Below are 15943 nucleotides of genomic sequence, written 5' to 3' on the forward strand. Positions count from 1 at the left end.
GTTCGGAGGCTAAGTGCCGGGGAGGTTGGATAGTTGGATGAGATCCGGTGTGGTGCGGCGGGTTACGAAGATGGCTCGGCCCGGGGGTAGCGGCATTGGGCGGGTATCGGCGATGACTCTGCCCTCGTCGCGGGAGCCCGACATCAGGAGGACGGCGGGGGCGGTGGTGTGCAGGGCGGCCAGGAATGGGTCGGTGGTGAAGGCATCGCGCACACGCGACATGCGGCGGGTGAGGATCAGGTGGAAGCCGAGATGCTGTGCTTCCCGGAGCAATTCGATGAGGGGCGCGAAGGGGCTGGCGGAGCCCGGGCGGGTCACTCGTTCATAGTCGTCCACGAGGAGGAAGATCTCCGGACCTGTCCACCAGTCCCGTTCGCGGATCTGCCGCGGGGTGAGGTCGGGGCCGGGGAGACGCTTGGCGAGGTAGTCGGCCAGGTCCCGCATCAGGGTGGTGGTGGAATCGTGCTTGGTGGCGTATCCGGCCAGATATTCGCTGGGGACCGCGCCCAGCAGCGTGCGGCAGGGGTCGACGACCAAGATCTGCGCCCACTCCGGCCCGGTGAAGTCGGTGATGCCGCGAATAATGTTGCGCAGCACCGTGGTCTTGCCGCATTCGGTGTCACCGAGGATCAGCAGATGGGGATCGATGTCGAAATCCACCGCCTGCGGCTGCAATTCGGATTCGGTGATGCCGAGCACCACTCTGGTGGCGCCCTGGCTGATCCCGTGCGACTCTGCCCGGCGCAGCACTTCCGCGCGGGTGATATCGGTTGGCAGCAGCCGAATTTCGGGTGCTCGGGATGCGCCCCGTGACTCGACGGCGGCGGGCTCGCCGAACAGCGGTTCGACCACGAGCATCGGACGCACCAAACGATCCGAGGGAAAGTCGGGCGACATATCGATCTCGGTCTTGATCACGTCATGCAGAAGGGGCCGAATCTGGAACCTCTTGGAGGCGACCAGAATGAGGTGGATGCCGTACGCCAGGCCCTCGTGTCCGAGCACATTGACGCTGTGTACCAGGTCCTCGAACTCCTCGGTCAGCACCATCCAGTGGTCGACGACGAGAAAGACATCTCCGTATCCGTCCCGCAGCTCCGGATCATTGATCGCCCCGGCCGCACGGGCGCTGTGCTGCCAGTCCCGGAACTCCGCGATATCCCGGATTCCCAGCCGGGCGAAACTCTCCTGACGCCGACGCAGCAGTGCCGCGAGCTCGAGAACGATGCGCCGCACCAGTTCATCGTCACGTTTACCGGCGATCGCCCCGACGTGCGGCAGCGTGGCGAGGTCCGCCAGCCTGCGCCCGATATCGATGAAGTAGAACTGCACCTGTTCGGGCGTGTGCAGCACCGCGATCCCATTGATCAGCTCGTGCAGCACGGCCCGCTGATCGGCGTCCGGCCCGCCGATCAGCATCACATGGCCGCGTTCACCCGACAGGTCGACCCGCAGCACCTCGACTTCCGGCAATTACAGCCCCGGCAGATCGCAGAACTGGATCATCTCCTGGCCGCGGCTGCGCGAGGCCAGGATGCCGCGGCCCGGAGGCAATTTCATCGGGCGCAGTTCGCCGATGATCTTGCCTTCATCACGCGGGCCGGACATCAGCACCGCGTCCACCGACATGTTCTTCATGGCACCCAGGACACCGTCGTAGAGGGCGCGGGAAACACCGCCCATGCGGCGGGTGACGATGACGTGCATGCCGATATCTCGTGCCTGCGGGAGGTATTCCACCAGCGGGGCAAGGGGATTCATCATGCCGCTGGTGGCGACCATGTCGTAGTCGTCGATGATGATGTAGATCTCCGGACCACTCCACCAGCTGCGTTCGCGCAGCTGCTGCGGGGTGATGTCGGAGCCCGGGATGCGCTTGCCGAGGTAGTTGACGACCTCCTGGATCATCGGCCCGCAGGTCTGCGAGGAAGTCGAATAGCCCGCCAGCTGATCGCCTTCCAGCGCACCGAGCAGGGTGCGGCGGTAGTCGATGAGGATGACGCGGGCCTGTTCGGCATTGGAGCTCTCGGCGATGCCGTGGATGATGTTGCGCAGCGCGGTGGTCTTGCCGCTCTCCACGTCGGCGAAGATCATCAGGTGCGGGTCGGCACTGAAATCCAGTGCCAGGGGCTGCAATTCGGATTCGCCGAGCCCGACGACGACCTTGGTCGGACTCTGCTGGATACCGTGCGCGTGCGCGAGCCGCAGTACCTGCTCGCGCGGCACGCTCATCGGCAGCATGCGCACCTCGGGTGCGCGGCGATCGCCGTACAGCGCGGCCATCTGTTCCTTGGCCGCGCCCACACCCTCGGGCAGCGTGGTCGGATCGGTATCGGAGTCCAAGCGCGGCAACGCGATCAGCAGATGCAGCGGATCGGCGGTGAGACCGCGCCCGGGCTGGTTCACCGGAACGTTCACCGCGACCCGTCGTCCCATTTCCGAATCCGACGGATCGCCGAGCCGCAATTCGATGCGGGTGCCGATCATATCCTTCATATTGGGCCGGATCTCGGCCCAGCGGTTGGCGCTCACGATGACGTGGATACCGTAGGAAAGACCCTGCGCCGCAAGGGCGCTCACCGATCCTTCGAGCGTGTCGAAGTCATCGCGGAACTGCTGCCAGCCGTCGACGACCAGGAAGACGTCACCGAACTTGTCGGCGAGAATCGGATCGTCCATGGCCCCTGCCGCGAGCGCGGCGTGCTTGCGCCGCCGGAACTCGGCCATCGATTCGATGCCCAGTTGCGCGAAGCGCTCCTCGCGCTGATGCAGCAGGGTGATGAGCTCGGAAATGGTGCGGCGCAACCGATCCACGTCGAGCTTGCTGGCGACCGAGCCCACATGCGGAATACCAGCCATACTGCCGAGACTGCCGCCACCGAGGTCGATGCAGTAGAACTGCATCTGCTCGGGGGTGTGCGTGGCCGCCGCGGCCATGATGATGGTGCGCAGCGCGGTGGACTTACCGGCGAGCTTGCCGCCGACGACCGCGACATTGCCCTGCGCGCCGGACAGGCTGATGGTGAGCACATCACGCCGCTGCTCGTACGGCTTGTCGATGATGCCGATGGGCATCCACAGCTGTCCGTGCCGGTTGACCGGCGAACTCCACTCGGGATCGGGCAGCAGCATATCGACGGTCGGCGATTCGTCCAGCGGCGGCAGCCACACCTCGTGCGCCGGACGGCCGTGTCCGGTAAGGCGTTTCACCACGACCTGGAGCAGGGTGTCGGGAATGCCCTCGTCCGCGGGCGGAGGCGGCGGCAGCAGATCCAGCGGATCGAGCGGATTCTCCGGTTCGGGCAGCGCGAGCATTTCCACCGGCCCGGCGGTGAATTCGCGCGGCGGCGCTTCGGCCACGGCCCGCCCGTCCAACTGCCGCGAGGCGCGCGGCGCGACATACGGCCCGGAGACATAGGTGGCGTTGAACCGCAATGGATCCGACGCGTCACTCTTGAGGTAACCCGAGCCCGGAATACCCGGCAGGTGGTAGGCATCGGTGATACCGAGCACCGCGCGAGATTCGTTGGCGGAGAACGTACGCAGACCGATGCGGTAGGAAAGGTGCGAGTCGAGCCCGCGCATCTTGTTCTCTTCGAGTCGCTGCGAGGCCAGCAGCAGATGCACGTGCAGCGACCGGCCGAGTCGGCCGATCATGACGAACAGATCCGCGAAATCCGGCTTCTGCGACAGCAATTCGGAGAACTCGTCGATGACCACGAACAAAGCGGGTAGCGGATCCAATGGCACACCCGCCGCGCGCGCCTTCTCGTAATCGGTGACATTGGCGAAATTGCCCGCCGTGCGCAGCAATTCCTGTCGCCGGTTCATCTCACCGGCGAGCGCGTCGCGCATACGGTCGACGAGCGAGAGCTCTTCCTCGAGGTTGGTGATGACCGCCGCGACATGCGGCAGCGGATCCATACCCAGGAAGGTCGCACCACCCTTGAAGTCGACCAGCACCAGGTTCAGCTGATCGGGTGAATGCGTGGCCACCATCGAAAGCAGCAGGGTGCGAAGGAATTCCGACTTACCGGAACCGGTCGCGCCGATGCAGAGCCCGTGCGGCCCCATACCGTTCTCGGCGGATTCCTTGATGTCGATCTCGACGGGCGTGCCGTCGGGCGTGATGCCGATCGGCACGCGCAGGCGTTCGCGCCCGTAGCGCGGCCGCCACACCTTGGCCGGATCGATCTGCGCCGCGTCCGGAATCTTCAGCAGCGCCATCAGACCGGGATCGGCGGTGGAGGTGTTGTCCCCCAGGCTCACGATCTGCGCGGCGGTGGCAACGCGGAACCGCGCCAGACTGCGCGAGAATGCCTCGGCCTCGGCCAAAGTCACGTTATCGGCGGTGGCGAACTTCTCGGTGCCCGCGGCGCTCTTGGCGAAGACGTCCCCGCCCGAGGCCACCAGCTGCAATCCGCGCCGCGCGGCCAGCGAGTTCTCCGCCGCGCTCAAATCGATGACGGTGACCGCGTCCAAACCGGATTCGCTGATCAGCCGTTCGGAACCACTCACATAACCGTCGTCGACGATCACGACGAAGTGCAGACGCCCCTGTGTCGGTTGCGGATTGCGCATGAACCGCCCGCGCTCGAGCAGATCATCGGCCAGCGCGGTCTCGAACTCCCCGAGCGAGCGATACATCATGCGCGCCGCGCCCATACCGTCGCGCTGGGTCGGATGCTGAAGCTGCGGAAGCCATTTCGCCCACGCCCAGGTCTCGGAATGCGGATCGGCGCAGACGATCGCGACCGCGACGTGATCGGGTCCGTGGAAGGCGCACAGCTCGATGAGCATGGCCCACACCAGCCTGCGCGCGTCCTCGGCCGGTCCCTCGACATTGATGGCCGGAAAGGCGCGCAGCGACACAGCGGTCGGCAGCTGATGCACCACCGAATGCGTGCGCACGAACCGCCGCAGCGCGACGGTGGACACCGGCTCCAGATCCTCCAGCGGCCCGGTCTCGGGTCGCGCGAGTTTGGCCGCGAGCCGGTGGGTTCCGATGCCGACCCGCACATGCCCGAAATCGGGATCGTTGGGCCGCCGCTCCCACATGCGCCGGGTGCCGACGACCGAATGCAGATCCGCGGGCTCGGGATGACTCCAGACCAGCGTCTCCAACTGCTTGAGCGCGGTGCGCCGCACTTCGCGCCGGGTCTGGTCGAGGTACCGGAAGTAGTCCTTGCGTTCCTCATTGAGCTCGCCCGCGCTCTTGGCGCCGCTGCGCTGCCCCATGAACATGCCCGCCATCGACATGATCATCATCATCGGGAACATCATCATCATGGGGTTGGTCAGAATCGACCGCCCCATCATCGCCATCATGGCGATCATGCCGACCATGGCGACGACCATGACCACCGGCATCAGCTTGCTGAGCAGGTTGCCGGGCACCGCGCGCGGAATCTCCGGCGGCGGCGTGAGCGCCATCTCACCGCCGGGCGCGCGCGGCGGCGCGATACGCGGTCTGCGGACGAAACCTTCTGTAGCCATGAGTGTTTCTCCGGTCGTCTAAGAATCGAGGTCGGGCAGCTCGTCGTCGCGGCGGGCGCGCCGGAATGGAATCGACAGTGCGAGACCGATTCCCAGCGCGGCGAGACAGACGATGGACCCGATGACGGCGACCAGACGCGGCAAAGCGTCCGGCCCGGCGGGCTTTTCGAGCGGGGCGATGGCGAGCGGTTTATCGGCGCCGACATTGACCGCCTGCGCGGGCAGCTGCGCGGTGAGCGCGGCGAGCGGATCGATGAGGCCGTAGCCGACGCGGTCGTCGCGTCCGGTCGGCCCACCCGGATTGTGCGCGGTGCGGGTGATCCGGTTCATGACTTCCTGCGCGGTCATATCCGGGTACTCGGCACGGACCAGCGCGGCCAGTCCGGCGACATACGGTGCGGCGAAACTGGTTCCGTTGAGCAGGTTCGGCTTGCCGTCCTGGCCGTACCCGGTGGCGTCGACGAGTCCGGTGGCGCCGGGCTTGTTGTCCAGTGACACGATCGAAGTCCCGACCGCGGATACGCCGACCCACGGGCCGTGCATCGAGGAGTCGGCCGGACTGCCGTCCTTGGTGACCGAGGCGACGCTCAGCACATAGGGACTGAACCAGGCCGGGCTGACCACGGTGCTCACATTCTTCCAACCGGCGGTGGCATTCTGCCCACATCCGCTGGAGGAGTCCACATTTCCGGCGGCGGCCACCACGACGACATTGCGGTCGTAGGCGTACTTCACCGCCGCGCCCACCGCAGCGTCCTCGGGCGTCGCGGTAGCGGTGGAACAGGCTGCCAGCGACATATTGATAACCTGCGCGCCCATATTCACCGCACGCACGATGGAGGCGGCCAGCGTCCGCATATTGCCGTAACCGGAACCGTGGATCTTGCCCGGCTCATCGCCACCGGACGCGTTCTTGGCCTTGTAGTACTCGCTGTTCTGCCGGATGGCGAGAATTTCGGCATCGGGCGCGACACCGACGAAGGCGTCATCCGAACTCGGCCGCGCGGCGATGATTCCGGCGACGGCGGTGCCGTGCCCATCGCAGTCGACGGTCCCGTCACCGTCCGGGGAGACGTAGTCACCGCCCACTTCCACCGGCCCCAGCCGCGGATGCCGGGAAACACCGGTATCGATGACCGCGACTTTCACCCCGGCCCCCGTGCTGAATTGCCAAGCGGCGGGCAGATTCAGCACCCGCTGTGCGACCGGAGCATCCTTCGCGGACGTGCCGCTCATGAACGGTTCGGCGCAAAAGTGCTGCTTCTCAGTGGTTTCCGGCGGTGCGGGCTTACCGCTGAGAGCAATGGCGTCGCCGAGCGCGCCGTCATCGATCGACGGCTGCTTGACCTCGGCCGCCGCGATGCCCTGCGGGCCCAGCAGCGCGACACCGAGAACCGCTGTGGCACAGAGAATTCGCGACCAGCCTCCGCCGAGCGCTCTCATATGTTGCGCGCCATCGAGTAGACACCCGAGATCCAGAGCACCAGCGGGACGATCGATACGATCAGGCCGTATTCGAAGATCTCGTTGAAGCGCCGGGTCACCGGGGTCACCTCGATGTGCGGGCCGATGACGCCGAAGACAATGGCGGCCACCGCGAAAACGAGCAGCAGCCCCGCCGAGACGAGCGGCATGCCGTCATCCTCGAACGCCAGCAGGACCAGCAGCGAGACGAAAGTCAGTCCACCGCCGGCGATCAGGACCGAAGCCTGGGTCAGATCGGCGAAGGCGCGCCCGCGCAGGCACAGGATGATCGCGACGACCACCGCCAGCGCGATGCCCTGCCAGCGTGCGCCACCCAGCGGATCGGCGGCGGCCACGGCCCCGAAGGTCGCGCCGATCGCCGCGCCGACGACCATGCCGGTCTGGAATTGATTGGCGATGCGAGCGCGCAATCCGAGCCCGTGCGCCGACGGCAATACGGTCGCGCCGATCGCGCCGATGCCCTCGATGGTGGGCCGGGGTTCGTGATCGGCGGGATCGATCGCCGCACCGGCGGTGGGCACCGGCGGCACCGGCAGCCGGGCCAGCATGGCGGCCAATCGCGGTACGGCCGAGAGCAGCAGAATCGACGCGACCAGAATTCCGGCGGCGAGCTTCGGCAGTTCGGTGTCCCAGATCAGGCGCGCCGCGGCGGCTCCGCCGATGAAGATGGCGAGCGTGACGGCCGCGGACACAATGGCCGCGCCGGTCCGGATCATCCGGTATCCGACGACCGCGACCAGCAAAGTCGCACTGGCCCCGAGTAATACGTGCGGACTGCCCAGTTCGTGCGGGACGGCCAGCGCCGCACCACCGAAGGTGAGCAGCAGCAACAGCAGGGTGAGCACCGTCGCGGTCAGCTCATCGCCGTATTTGCGTTCGGCGATCATGGCCGCGACCAGTGCCGCGATCGCACCGCCGAGCAGCATGGCCGGTGCGACGAATTGGTCTCCCGCACCGCGCGATACCGCGCCCAGGAACAGCGCGAACAGCGTCGCGACAATCGCGCCGCACAGTCCGGTCCACCGCGCCGAGGCCGGTGACCAGCCTCGGAACTCCTCGGAGGTGAGCCGCGAGACCGCGTCGATCACATCGTCGAAGAGCGCGGGCGCTTCCTTGGCCGCGACGGCGCGCAGCACCAGCAGTTCACCGTCGTAGATTTCGGCGTCATTGAGCGTCTGACTGGGCGCGATCATGTCGCGCCCGAGTTTGGCCAGCGTCCAATGTTGTGGCTGGAGCGGCGTTCCCCCTTCTTCGCCGCCCAGCGGATCCGGATTGCGTGATTCGATGAGACGCACCAGATCGCCGATGAAGGCGGCGATCGGCGCGTTTGCCGGCAGACCGACGTCGAGCTGGGTATTCCCCCCGATGACGGACACACGGCACAATTCGGGTTCAGCGGCTCCCAAACCGCTGATCGACTGTGCGGTCACTAGCTGAACTGCTCCCTCACCCTCGTAACAGTTGCCCGCCCAGGGCGGTTAACCATAATGTATCCGACTGTCCGCAACTGTGCGATCCGCACCTGCGGATGGGGATTGTGAACGAAAGCCTAACCAGGTTCAACGAATTCGGGGTTCGACTACGATGATCGACACTCGTCAGGCACAACGCGCCTTCGACGCCGGCGTGCTCTCACTGGGGTTGAGCATCGACGGGCAGGAGTCCAACAAGGATCTCGAGTACGCGAAGCTGGCCTTTCAGCGCGCGACCGAGTGGGATCCCACCATGTGTGACGCCTGGCTCGGCCGGGCGGTAGCGGGTGAGGTAACCAAGGACGTTCTACACAACCTGTACAAGTGCAGCACCATCTCACTGGGACGGGAACAGCGGCGGTTGGGGCTACCGCCGCGGGTGTTAGCCGGACGTTTCCTGCCGGGTCTCTACATCGATTACCCGCTGGCCAGTTTCACCGAGATCTGGTTGGCGTACGCGGCCCAGCTGATCACCGAGAAGCAGTACGGCGAGGCCGAGGTCGTACTGAACGAACTCGAGCAGCATCGCCGGGCGCGGGCCAATGAACCGGACTTCGAGATCGACGGCCGCGTCACCAAATACGTGCGCGGCATTCTGCACTACAACAGCCAGCGCTGGTCCGATGTGATGACCGTGCTGGCGGGCTCCGAGGCATGGGAGGATCCGTACCTCGCCGCGGGCGCACATGTGATGGTCGGCACAGCGTGCGCGCAGCTGGGTTTGTTCGGTGAGGCCATCCGCCGCATGGAACAGGCCGAAGCGGGACCGATTCCGGCCGCCCGCACCGCCGCCATGTTCTGCCGCGGCCTGTGCCTGCGCGAGACCGGCGAGGCCGATGAGGCGCAGGCGCTGTTCGAGAAGGTGTACTCGCAGGCCCCGGATTTCGAGGCCAACACCTCGGCCATGCGTGATCGGACGTACCGGATCACCGTCACCTCCAAGGAGGTGATCGAGGCGCGCACCGATAAATGGGATCCGGCGTCCGCGCCGTCGCTGGAGGAGAAGCGGCAGGCCGAGAACGAGGATCGCGCCAAGGTGATCCTGGCCGAGGCGCGCGCCGAGCTGGATAAGCAGATCGGCCTGGCCGCGGTGAAGACCCAGGTCGCGAAATTGCAATCGAGTGCGCAGCTGGCGAAAATCCGTGCGGAGAAGGGACTTTCGAGTTCGGCGCGCGGTCAGCACCTGGCATTCACCGGTCCGCCCGGAACGGGTAAGACCACCATCGCGCGCGTGGTCGCCAAAATCTATTGCGGCCTGGGCATTCTCAAGACCGAGAAGGTGGTGGAGACCAAGCGCTCGGATTTCGTGGGCCAGCATCTGGGTTCCACCGCCATCAAGACCGAGAAGCTGATCGATACCGCCATGGACGGCGTGCTGTTCATCGATGAGGCGTACACCCTTATCCAGCAGGGCCTTTCGGGCGGTGACGCGTTCGGCCGCGAGGCGGTGGACACGCTGCTGGCCCGCATGGAGAACGATCGCGATCGGCTGGTGGTGATCATCGCCGGATACGACGGCGAGATCGACCGCTTCCTGGCCGCCAATGACGGTCTGGCCTCGCGTTTCGCCAAGCGCCTGCAATTCCCGTCCTACACCGCGCCCGAACTCGGTGAGATCGGGCAGGTCATTGCGCACAAACGGGATTCGGAACTGTCCGACGGCGCCATGGAGCAGCTGGTGCGGACGTGTCAGAAGCTCTACGACCTGGAGAGCACCGATCAGAGCGGGCAGCCGCGGCGCGGCGTCGATGTGGCCGGTAACGGCCGTTTCATCCGCAACCTGATCGAGGCCGCCGAGGAGGAGCGCGAATTCCGGCTCGCCAATGACGAATCGATCGATCTGAGCGATATCGACGAGGCGGCGCTCATGCGCATCGAGGCGCCCGATATGAAGGCGGCGCTCAGCACGCTGCTGAGCTCACTGGGTTTATCGTCCGCAGCTGAATAGGTTGTGCCGCGGGTAATGCGGCGCGCCGTTTTATGGAGGGGGTTGGCTGTGAACGAGGGTGTGCTGCTGTGAACGATGCGGAACTGCGTTCGGACGATCTGTGGCTGTTCCGGGTGCTGCCGTTGCGCCTGGTCATCCCGGTCGCGCTGGTGGGCGTACTCGCCTCGCTGGTGGCGGTGGCGGGCCAGGCGCCCTGGTGGGCAATCGGATTGGCGGGGGCGCTGCCGGTGCTGATCGGTCTGGCCCCGATCGGCGGTAAGCCGATCGGGATGCGCCTGGGCCGCTGGGTGGCCTACCGCTGGCGGGTATCGCGCCGCCGCCCGGTCGAGGAGTCCCGGCAGTTCGACGTACCGCTGCCCGACGGCGGCAGCTACGGATTGCGCTGGGACGGAACGCTGCTCACCACCATGCTGCGCATCGACACCCCGCCGGACACGCTGACGCTGCTGCGGCGCGGTTCGCTGAGTACCGATCAGGTGCTGCCGCTCGCCGAAATCGCCTCCTGCCTAAGGCAATACGATGTCGAGCTGGATTCGGCCGATGTGATCAGCACCGGCACCCGGACCGCGGGGACCGAGGCGGTGCTGTCCGGCTATGCCGCCAGCATCGCGCCGCTGGGACGGCTGTACGACGAAATCCTCGGCCCGCTACCGGCTATCGCGCATCGCACGGTGTGGCTGGTGCTGCGCTTGAATCCGCTCGCGAATTCCAAGGCCGTGCAGAACCGCGGCGGCGGACCCGAAGGCGCCTTGCGCGCGGCGATCGTCGCGACCCGGCGGGTGGCGAATCGGCTCGCGGCCCGCGGTATCACCGCATCGATACTCACCACCGCCGAAATGACCGCGTTCACCAGGGAATTGACCCGCGGTATCCCGCTGGAGGAGTTCGTCGAGACGCCGCAGTCGCTGGAGCACAACGGCGTTCACCTCACCAGCTTCCAGATCGATCCGAGCCTGTTCACTCCGGACGGCCTGGCGGCGGTCTGGTCGGTGCGCAGCCTGGCCACCACGGTGACGGTGCGCCTGCGCCCCGCCGCGGCGAGCGCCGACAGCGATCGCAAGGACGAGTTCATCGAGGTGGATGCCCGCGTCCGCTATGACACCCAGCAGCCGATGGACGACCTGCCGGTGGACGGCCTGCGGCAGCTCCCCCAGCGCCAATTGTGGGCACTCACCGATACTTTGGCGTTCGGAGCGCAGGAGCTGCACTCGTCCGCACATCGCGGGCCGGTGAGCGCGCTGGCGGAGATCTCGGTGCCGACGGCGGGCTGCGGTCAGCTGATCGGCGCGGACGCCACCGGCAGCGGTGTGGCGGTGCCGCTGATCGGCGACGGTTCGCGGCGCATCGACATCATCTCGGATCTGCATCTGGCGCAGCAGGTCATCCTGCGCGCGATCGCACTGGGCGCGGGCGCGGTGGTACACACCGCGCGGCCCGGCGCCTGGCAGCGCATGGTCAACAATGTCGGTGCGGCGCACGCGCTTTCGCTCGCCTCCTCGGTCACGCACAGCTCGCGGCACAGCACCATGACCGCGCGCGCCCCGCATCCGGCCGCGACGGTGATCGTGTTCGACGGTGTCCCGTCGACCACGCCGCCGGGTTCGGCGACCGTTGTGACCGTGCATGATCAGCTGCCCCAGCACTATCAGCCGGACGCCGATGTGACGATCGTGCAGCACCCCAACGCTCCGCACACCGTCACCGTGCACACTCCCGCCACCCGTACCACCGCCCAGCTGGTCACCACGCCGACCGAACAGCACTACATCGGTGCGACCCGCTGACGCCGATTCGCCGCGCTGGGCGGCTACATCCAGCCGCTGTTGACCAGAATGGCGAATTGCGCGGCGGCGCGCTGATGCGCGTCCTGTAGCTGTGCGCTGCCGACCTGTGCGACATACCGGCCGGACCGCACCGTACAGCTGAATCGCGGGGTGGCGGACTGGTTCTCGACGCAGAACGCATCGGGCACCCCGGCCGGTGCTGCGGTGGTCTGCCCGGCCGCGGTGCGCAGATCGTTCAATACGACGGTGGCGGCCTTGGGATCGCGAGCGCGCACGACCAGTCCGCCCTCGGAAACCCGTGCGACGGCGTCGATTCCACCGACCTCGAGCAGTCGGCGCCACAATTCGGGCGCGGGCGCGACATGCCGGAAGCCCCGCGCGTTGAACACCGCCTCCCGATCGAAGCTCGGCGTGAAATCCGCCTTAGGATGCAGCGTGCGGCGCAACATATCCTGCGGATCATGATCCAGCGCCCGCATCTGCGGAACGGAAAGCGACGGAAGCTGATCCAGCAGCGGCAGCTGGGCCGCAATCGCCTTCTTACCGAGATCCTGTAGAGCGGCGAGATTGGGCTCCGGCCGGGCGATATTCGCGATGATCAGATAATTCCCGCGCGCCAAAGCCGCGTCCAGCGACGGAATATCCTGCCGCCAGTGCGCTTTGGCATCGGGATACCAGTCCAGCGTCACCGGCGCGTTGGCTTTGGGAGCCGCACTGAATCCAGCCGCCTCCACCTCGATGGCGGCCGTACGCGCGGCGGCGGGCTCCGGGAATTGCAATACGGTGAGCCGAACCCAGGTGGTCGCCGACTCCGCGGCAGCGCCCACTCCGAACCCGAACATCATCCCATTGCGCTCGACAATAGGCGCAAGCCTGTCATCGACGTCACGACTCGTTCTGATGGCCTTGCCCGCCAGTTCATTTCGCAGTCGCGGATCGATCTCGGTACCGGTGGCGACAAACCCCGAGAGCCGAGTGATCGCCAGCTCCGCCCCGAATTCCGTCTTCGACAGCGACAGCGCCCGATAATTCAGCGGATCGGTCGAGTACGAGCCCACATCGAGCTCACGAACATCGACCTCACCAGCGACAGGAATGCCGGGAACCACACTCCCACACCCCGCCAGCCCCAACACGGCCGCCAGCGCCAGCACTGTCTTCCGGAATATCCTGTGCACGTACACCATTACGCCTATCTAGCCTTGACCAGCTGAGCGTACTGTGCCGAAACACATTGCCGGACATCGAGAGCCGCCACACCGCGGAGACCATGCCAAACCTACATCCACGAACTGTTCACCAGCAGCGCGAACTGAGCGGCGGCGCGCTGTCGCGCGTCCTGTAGTTGCGCGCTGTGGACACGGCCGAGATATCGCCCATATCTCACGGTGCAGTAGAAGCGCTCGTCCGCGCGGCTGAGATTCGCGGCCGCGGTTTCGCTGCAGTAGGCGTCAGGCACTCCAACGGGCGAATCGGCCGGATGCTGAATCCGGTCCTTGATCTCCCGCAACAGCGCCGCGGCGGCGGCACTGTCCCGGGCGCGCATCACCAGGCCGCCGTTGGGCGCGCCCGCCATGAGATCGATTCCACCGACTTCGACGGAGTGTCGCCAGGTTTCGCTATCGGCGACCAGATGCATGAACCCCCGCGGGGTGAAAACGAACTCCTTGGTGAAGCTGGGCCAGATCAGATCCTCCGGATGCAGCGCCCGGCGCAGCATCGCCTGCGGATCGTAGTCCAGGTGCGCGACCTCGCGTTTCGACAACGGCGGCAGTGCGTCGAGCAGTGGGATCTCGGTTGCGAGAGCCTTACCGGTGAGTTCTTTCAATTTGCCGAGATCGGCGTCCGGTCGCTTCACGAAGACATTCACCAGATAGCTTCCCCGGGCCATCGTCGCCCCGAGCGTCGGAACCCCCGGTCGCCAATGCGCTCTCGCCTTGGGAAAGCCATCGATGACTACGGCGCTGTTCGCATCGGCCGCGACCGCGAAATCCGCGGCTTCCACATCCGCCGCCGCCCGTCCGGCGGCATCGGCGTCGGGGAATTGCAGCACGGTGAGATTGAGCGCGATGGTATCCGGCTGGGGTTGGTCGTCCTTGGAATTGACATCGTGCTGGAGGGTGTAGTCCTTGGCCGCCGGACCGGTCGAGGTGGCGGACATGGCGAATCCGAACAGCATGTGCTCGCGTTCCACGATGGGAACATCGACATCGGCGAGCACATCACCGATCTGACTCGACTCGGTGAGCGGTTTCGCGTGCCGGGAGTACTTCAGCCCGGGGTCGATCTCCCATCCGTTCGCGACGGAATCAGCCAATCGCATGATGGCGAGGGTGGCGCCATTATCGAAACGGTGGGAGTAGGTCGCCCGGTAGTCCAGTGGTTCGATGGCGAAGGATCCGATATCCAGCGAGCGAATATCGATTTCCGCCGCGACGGCGTCGCCCGAAACGGTTGTACCGCAGCCGGATAGCGATCCGGGAGCGAGGAGGATCAGCATGACGAGCGGCAGTGCGCGAAACGATCCGCGGCGTGATCGTTTCATCTACTTACTCCGGGCGAGAATCGAATACTGCGCGGAAATTCGCTGGTGCACTTCGGATAGCTGCGAACCCCAGTTCATGGCCACGTATCGGCCGAAAGCGACGTAGCAGTAGAACGGGTACGTCAGGTGCTCGGGTCCGTGGTATTCGCGGCACTGCGCCGTCGGCAGACCGGTCGGCGATCCGGTCCGGCGGGTGAATTTCTCGATGGCGATTTCGGCGACGAATTGCTTGGCGGCCTGTGCGTCTCGGGTTCGGTACAACCGCATGGCGTCGACCGCGATTCGATCGACGCCGTACCGGTCGAACTGCGGCTTCGTGGTCGCGGGATGATCGTCCAAGTGCAGGAAAGCCGCCGAGCTGTACACGCCCGGCATATTCGTGAACGAGTCACCATCGGGTCGGCGCAGCGAAATCCGCAGCAATCCATCCGGATCGAGTGGCGAGTCGCCGATTCGGTCCGGGGCGGTGGGCTGGAACGTCTTGATGCGCTCGGAGGTCACGGTAATCGCCCGGTCCGTCAGCGATTGCAACTGGCTTCGATCCGATATCTTCAGCGTCCTGTTGTCCATGCTCTCCGCCAGCGCGACGATCACGAATCTGCCGGTGGCGTACCAGGAGGCGAGCACCTGTGCATCCGGCCGCCAGGAACTGATCGCTTCCGGGTGTGCCGCCGATCGAACAGGTTCGACCTGAATATCACCGCTGACCGATGACCATCCCCGCGCCGCCAGCGCGGTGGCGGCCGTCGATGCGGACCGGTCGGAGTCGAACAGCAGCACCGAGGTCGCGACCGAATACGAGATTGTGTAGTCATCGGACGACTCACCCTTGGTCGCGAATCCGGCGATGAAACCCTTTGCGTCGTCGCCGAATCCGTCCTTCTTCAACCACGCGTACATCGGTGAGGGGTGCGCCTCGTCGGGACCGAGGAAGGCGTGCACGCTATCGGCACGATTGACCTTGAGCCCTGGGTCGATCTCCGAGGCGAGCGGCACGTAGGCACCGAGCCGTTCCGCCTCGAAGACGCGACTGACGAATGGACGACTCTTCGGCGCGAAGTCCATCGGCTCGTGCTGATAACCCCCGACGTCGAGTGCGTTCAGATCCACCGGCGGATCCTGTTCCGCCGCTGTCGATTCGGTTCCGCAACCGGCTATCGCCAGCATGACGATGACCACAAGCGCGACCATCCCCCTACCCGGTACACCCATG

General features: G+C 65.9%; 9 protein-coding genes. 2 read left to right on the forward strand and 7 right to left on the reverse strand.

The window, feature by feature from the left end; all coding sequences use genetic code 11:
- Positions 1 to 9: 9 nt before the first annotated feature.
- Genes ACFVUS_RS16630 through eccD form a run of 4 tightly spaced genes read right to left on the reverse strand, consistent with a single transcriptional unit; the run spans position 10 to position 8411 of the window.
- Positions 10 to 1473: an FtsK/SpoIIIE domain-containing protein gene (locus ACFVUS_RS16630; protein WP_387766403.1), complete on the reverse strand. Its 1464-nt coding sequence runs from the start codon at positions 1471 to 1473 to the stop codon at positions 10 to 12.
- Positions 1474 to 5496 (reverse strand): type VII secretion protein EccCa, encoded by a 4023-nt coding sequence (eccCa, locus tag ACFVUS_RS16635; protein WP_387766406.1) that lies wholly within the window; start codon positions 5494 to 5496, stop codon positions 1474 to 1476.
- A gap of 18 nt (positions 5497 to 5514) precedes the next feature.
- Entirely contained in the window at positions 5515 to 6939 is a 1425-nt protein-coding gene (gene mycP, locus ACFVUS_RS16640) for a type VII secretion-associated serine protease mycosin (RefSeq protein WP_387766409.1), read from the reverse strand.
- Positions 6936 to 8411 (reverse strand): type VII secretion integral membrane protein EccD, encoded by a 1476-nt coding sequence (eccD, locus tag ACFVUS_RS16645; protein WP_387766412.1) that lies wholly within the window; start codon positions 8409 to 8411, stop codon positions 6936 to 6938. The genes mycP and eccD overlap by 4 nt, the downstream gene beginning before the upstream one ends.
- A 154-nt stretch (positions 8412 to 8565) precedes the next feature.
- Between eccD and eccA the strand changes: the two genes are divergently transcribed.
- Positions 8566 to 10401 (forward strand): type VII secretion AAA-ATPase EccA, encoded by a 1836-nt coding sequence (eccA, locus tag ACFVUS_RS16650; RefSeq protein WP_387766415.1) that lies wholly within the window; start codon positions 8566 to 8568, stop codon positions 10399 to 10401.
- 68 nt (positions 10402 to 10469) lie between these two features.
- Complete coding sequence (gene eccE / locus ACFVUS_RS16655; RefSeq protein WP_387766418.1) at positions 10470 to 12185, forward strand: type VII secretion protein EccE; 1716 nt, start codon at positions 10470 to 10472, stop codon at positions 12183 to 12185.
- A 23-nt stretch (positions 12186 to 12208) separates the two neighbouring features.
- On the opposite strand, the gene ACFVUS_RS16660 is transcribed toward eccE, so the two are convergent.
- The 3 genes from ACFVUS_RS16660 to ACFVUS_RS16670 all read right to left on the reverse strand — a co-directional run bounded on the left by ACFVUS_RS16660 (position 12209) and on the right by ACFVUS_RS16670 (position 15921).
- Positions 12209 to 13372 (reverse strand): hypothetical protein, encoded by a 1164-nt coding sequence (locus tag ACFVUS_RS16660; protein ID WP_387766421.1) that lies wholly within the window; start codon positions 13370 to 13372, stop codon positions 12209 to 12211.
- 92 nt (positions 13373 to 13464) lie between these two features.
- The gene (locus ACFVUS_RS16665; protein ID WP_387766424.1) at positions 13465 to 14730 is read right to left on the reverse strand and encodes a hypothetical protein; all 1266 of its coding nucleotides are present in this window, start codon (positions 14728 to 14730) and stop codon (positions 13465 to 13467) included.
- Complete coding sequence (locus tag ACFVUS_RS16670) at positions 14731 to 15921, reverse strand: hypothetical protein (RefSeq protein ID WP_387766427.1); 1191 nt, start codon at positions 15919 to 15921, stop codon at positions 14731 to 14733.
- Positions 15922 to 15943: the final 22 nt, after the last annotated feature.

This window comes from Nocardia sp. NPDC058058 (assembly GCF_042885355.1).
In the GTDB taxonomy this organism is placed as follows: Bacteria; Actinomycetota; Actinomycetes; order Mycobacteriales; family Mycobacteriaceae; genus Nocardia.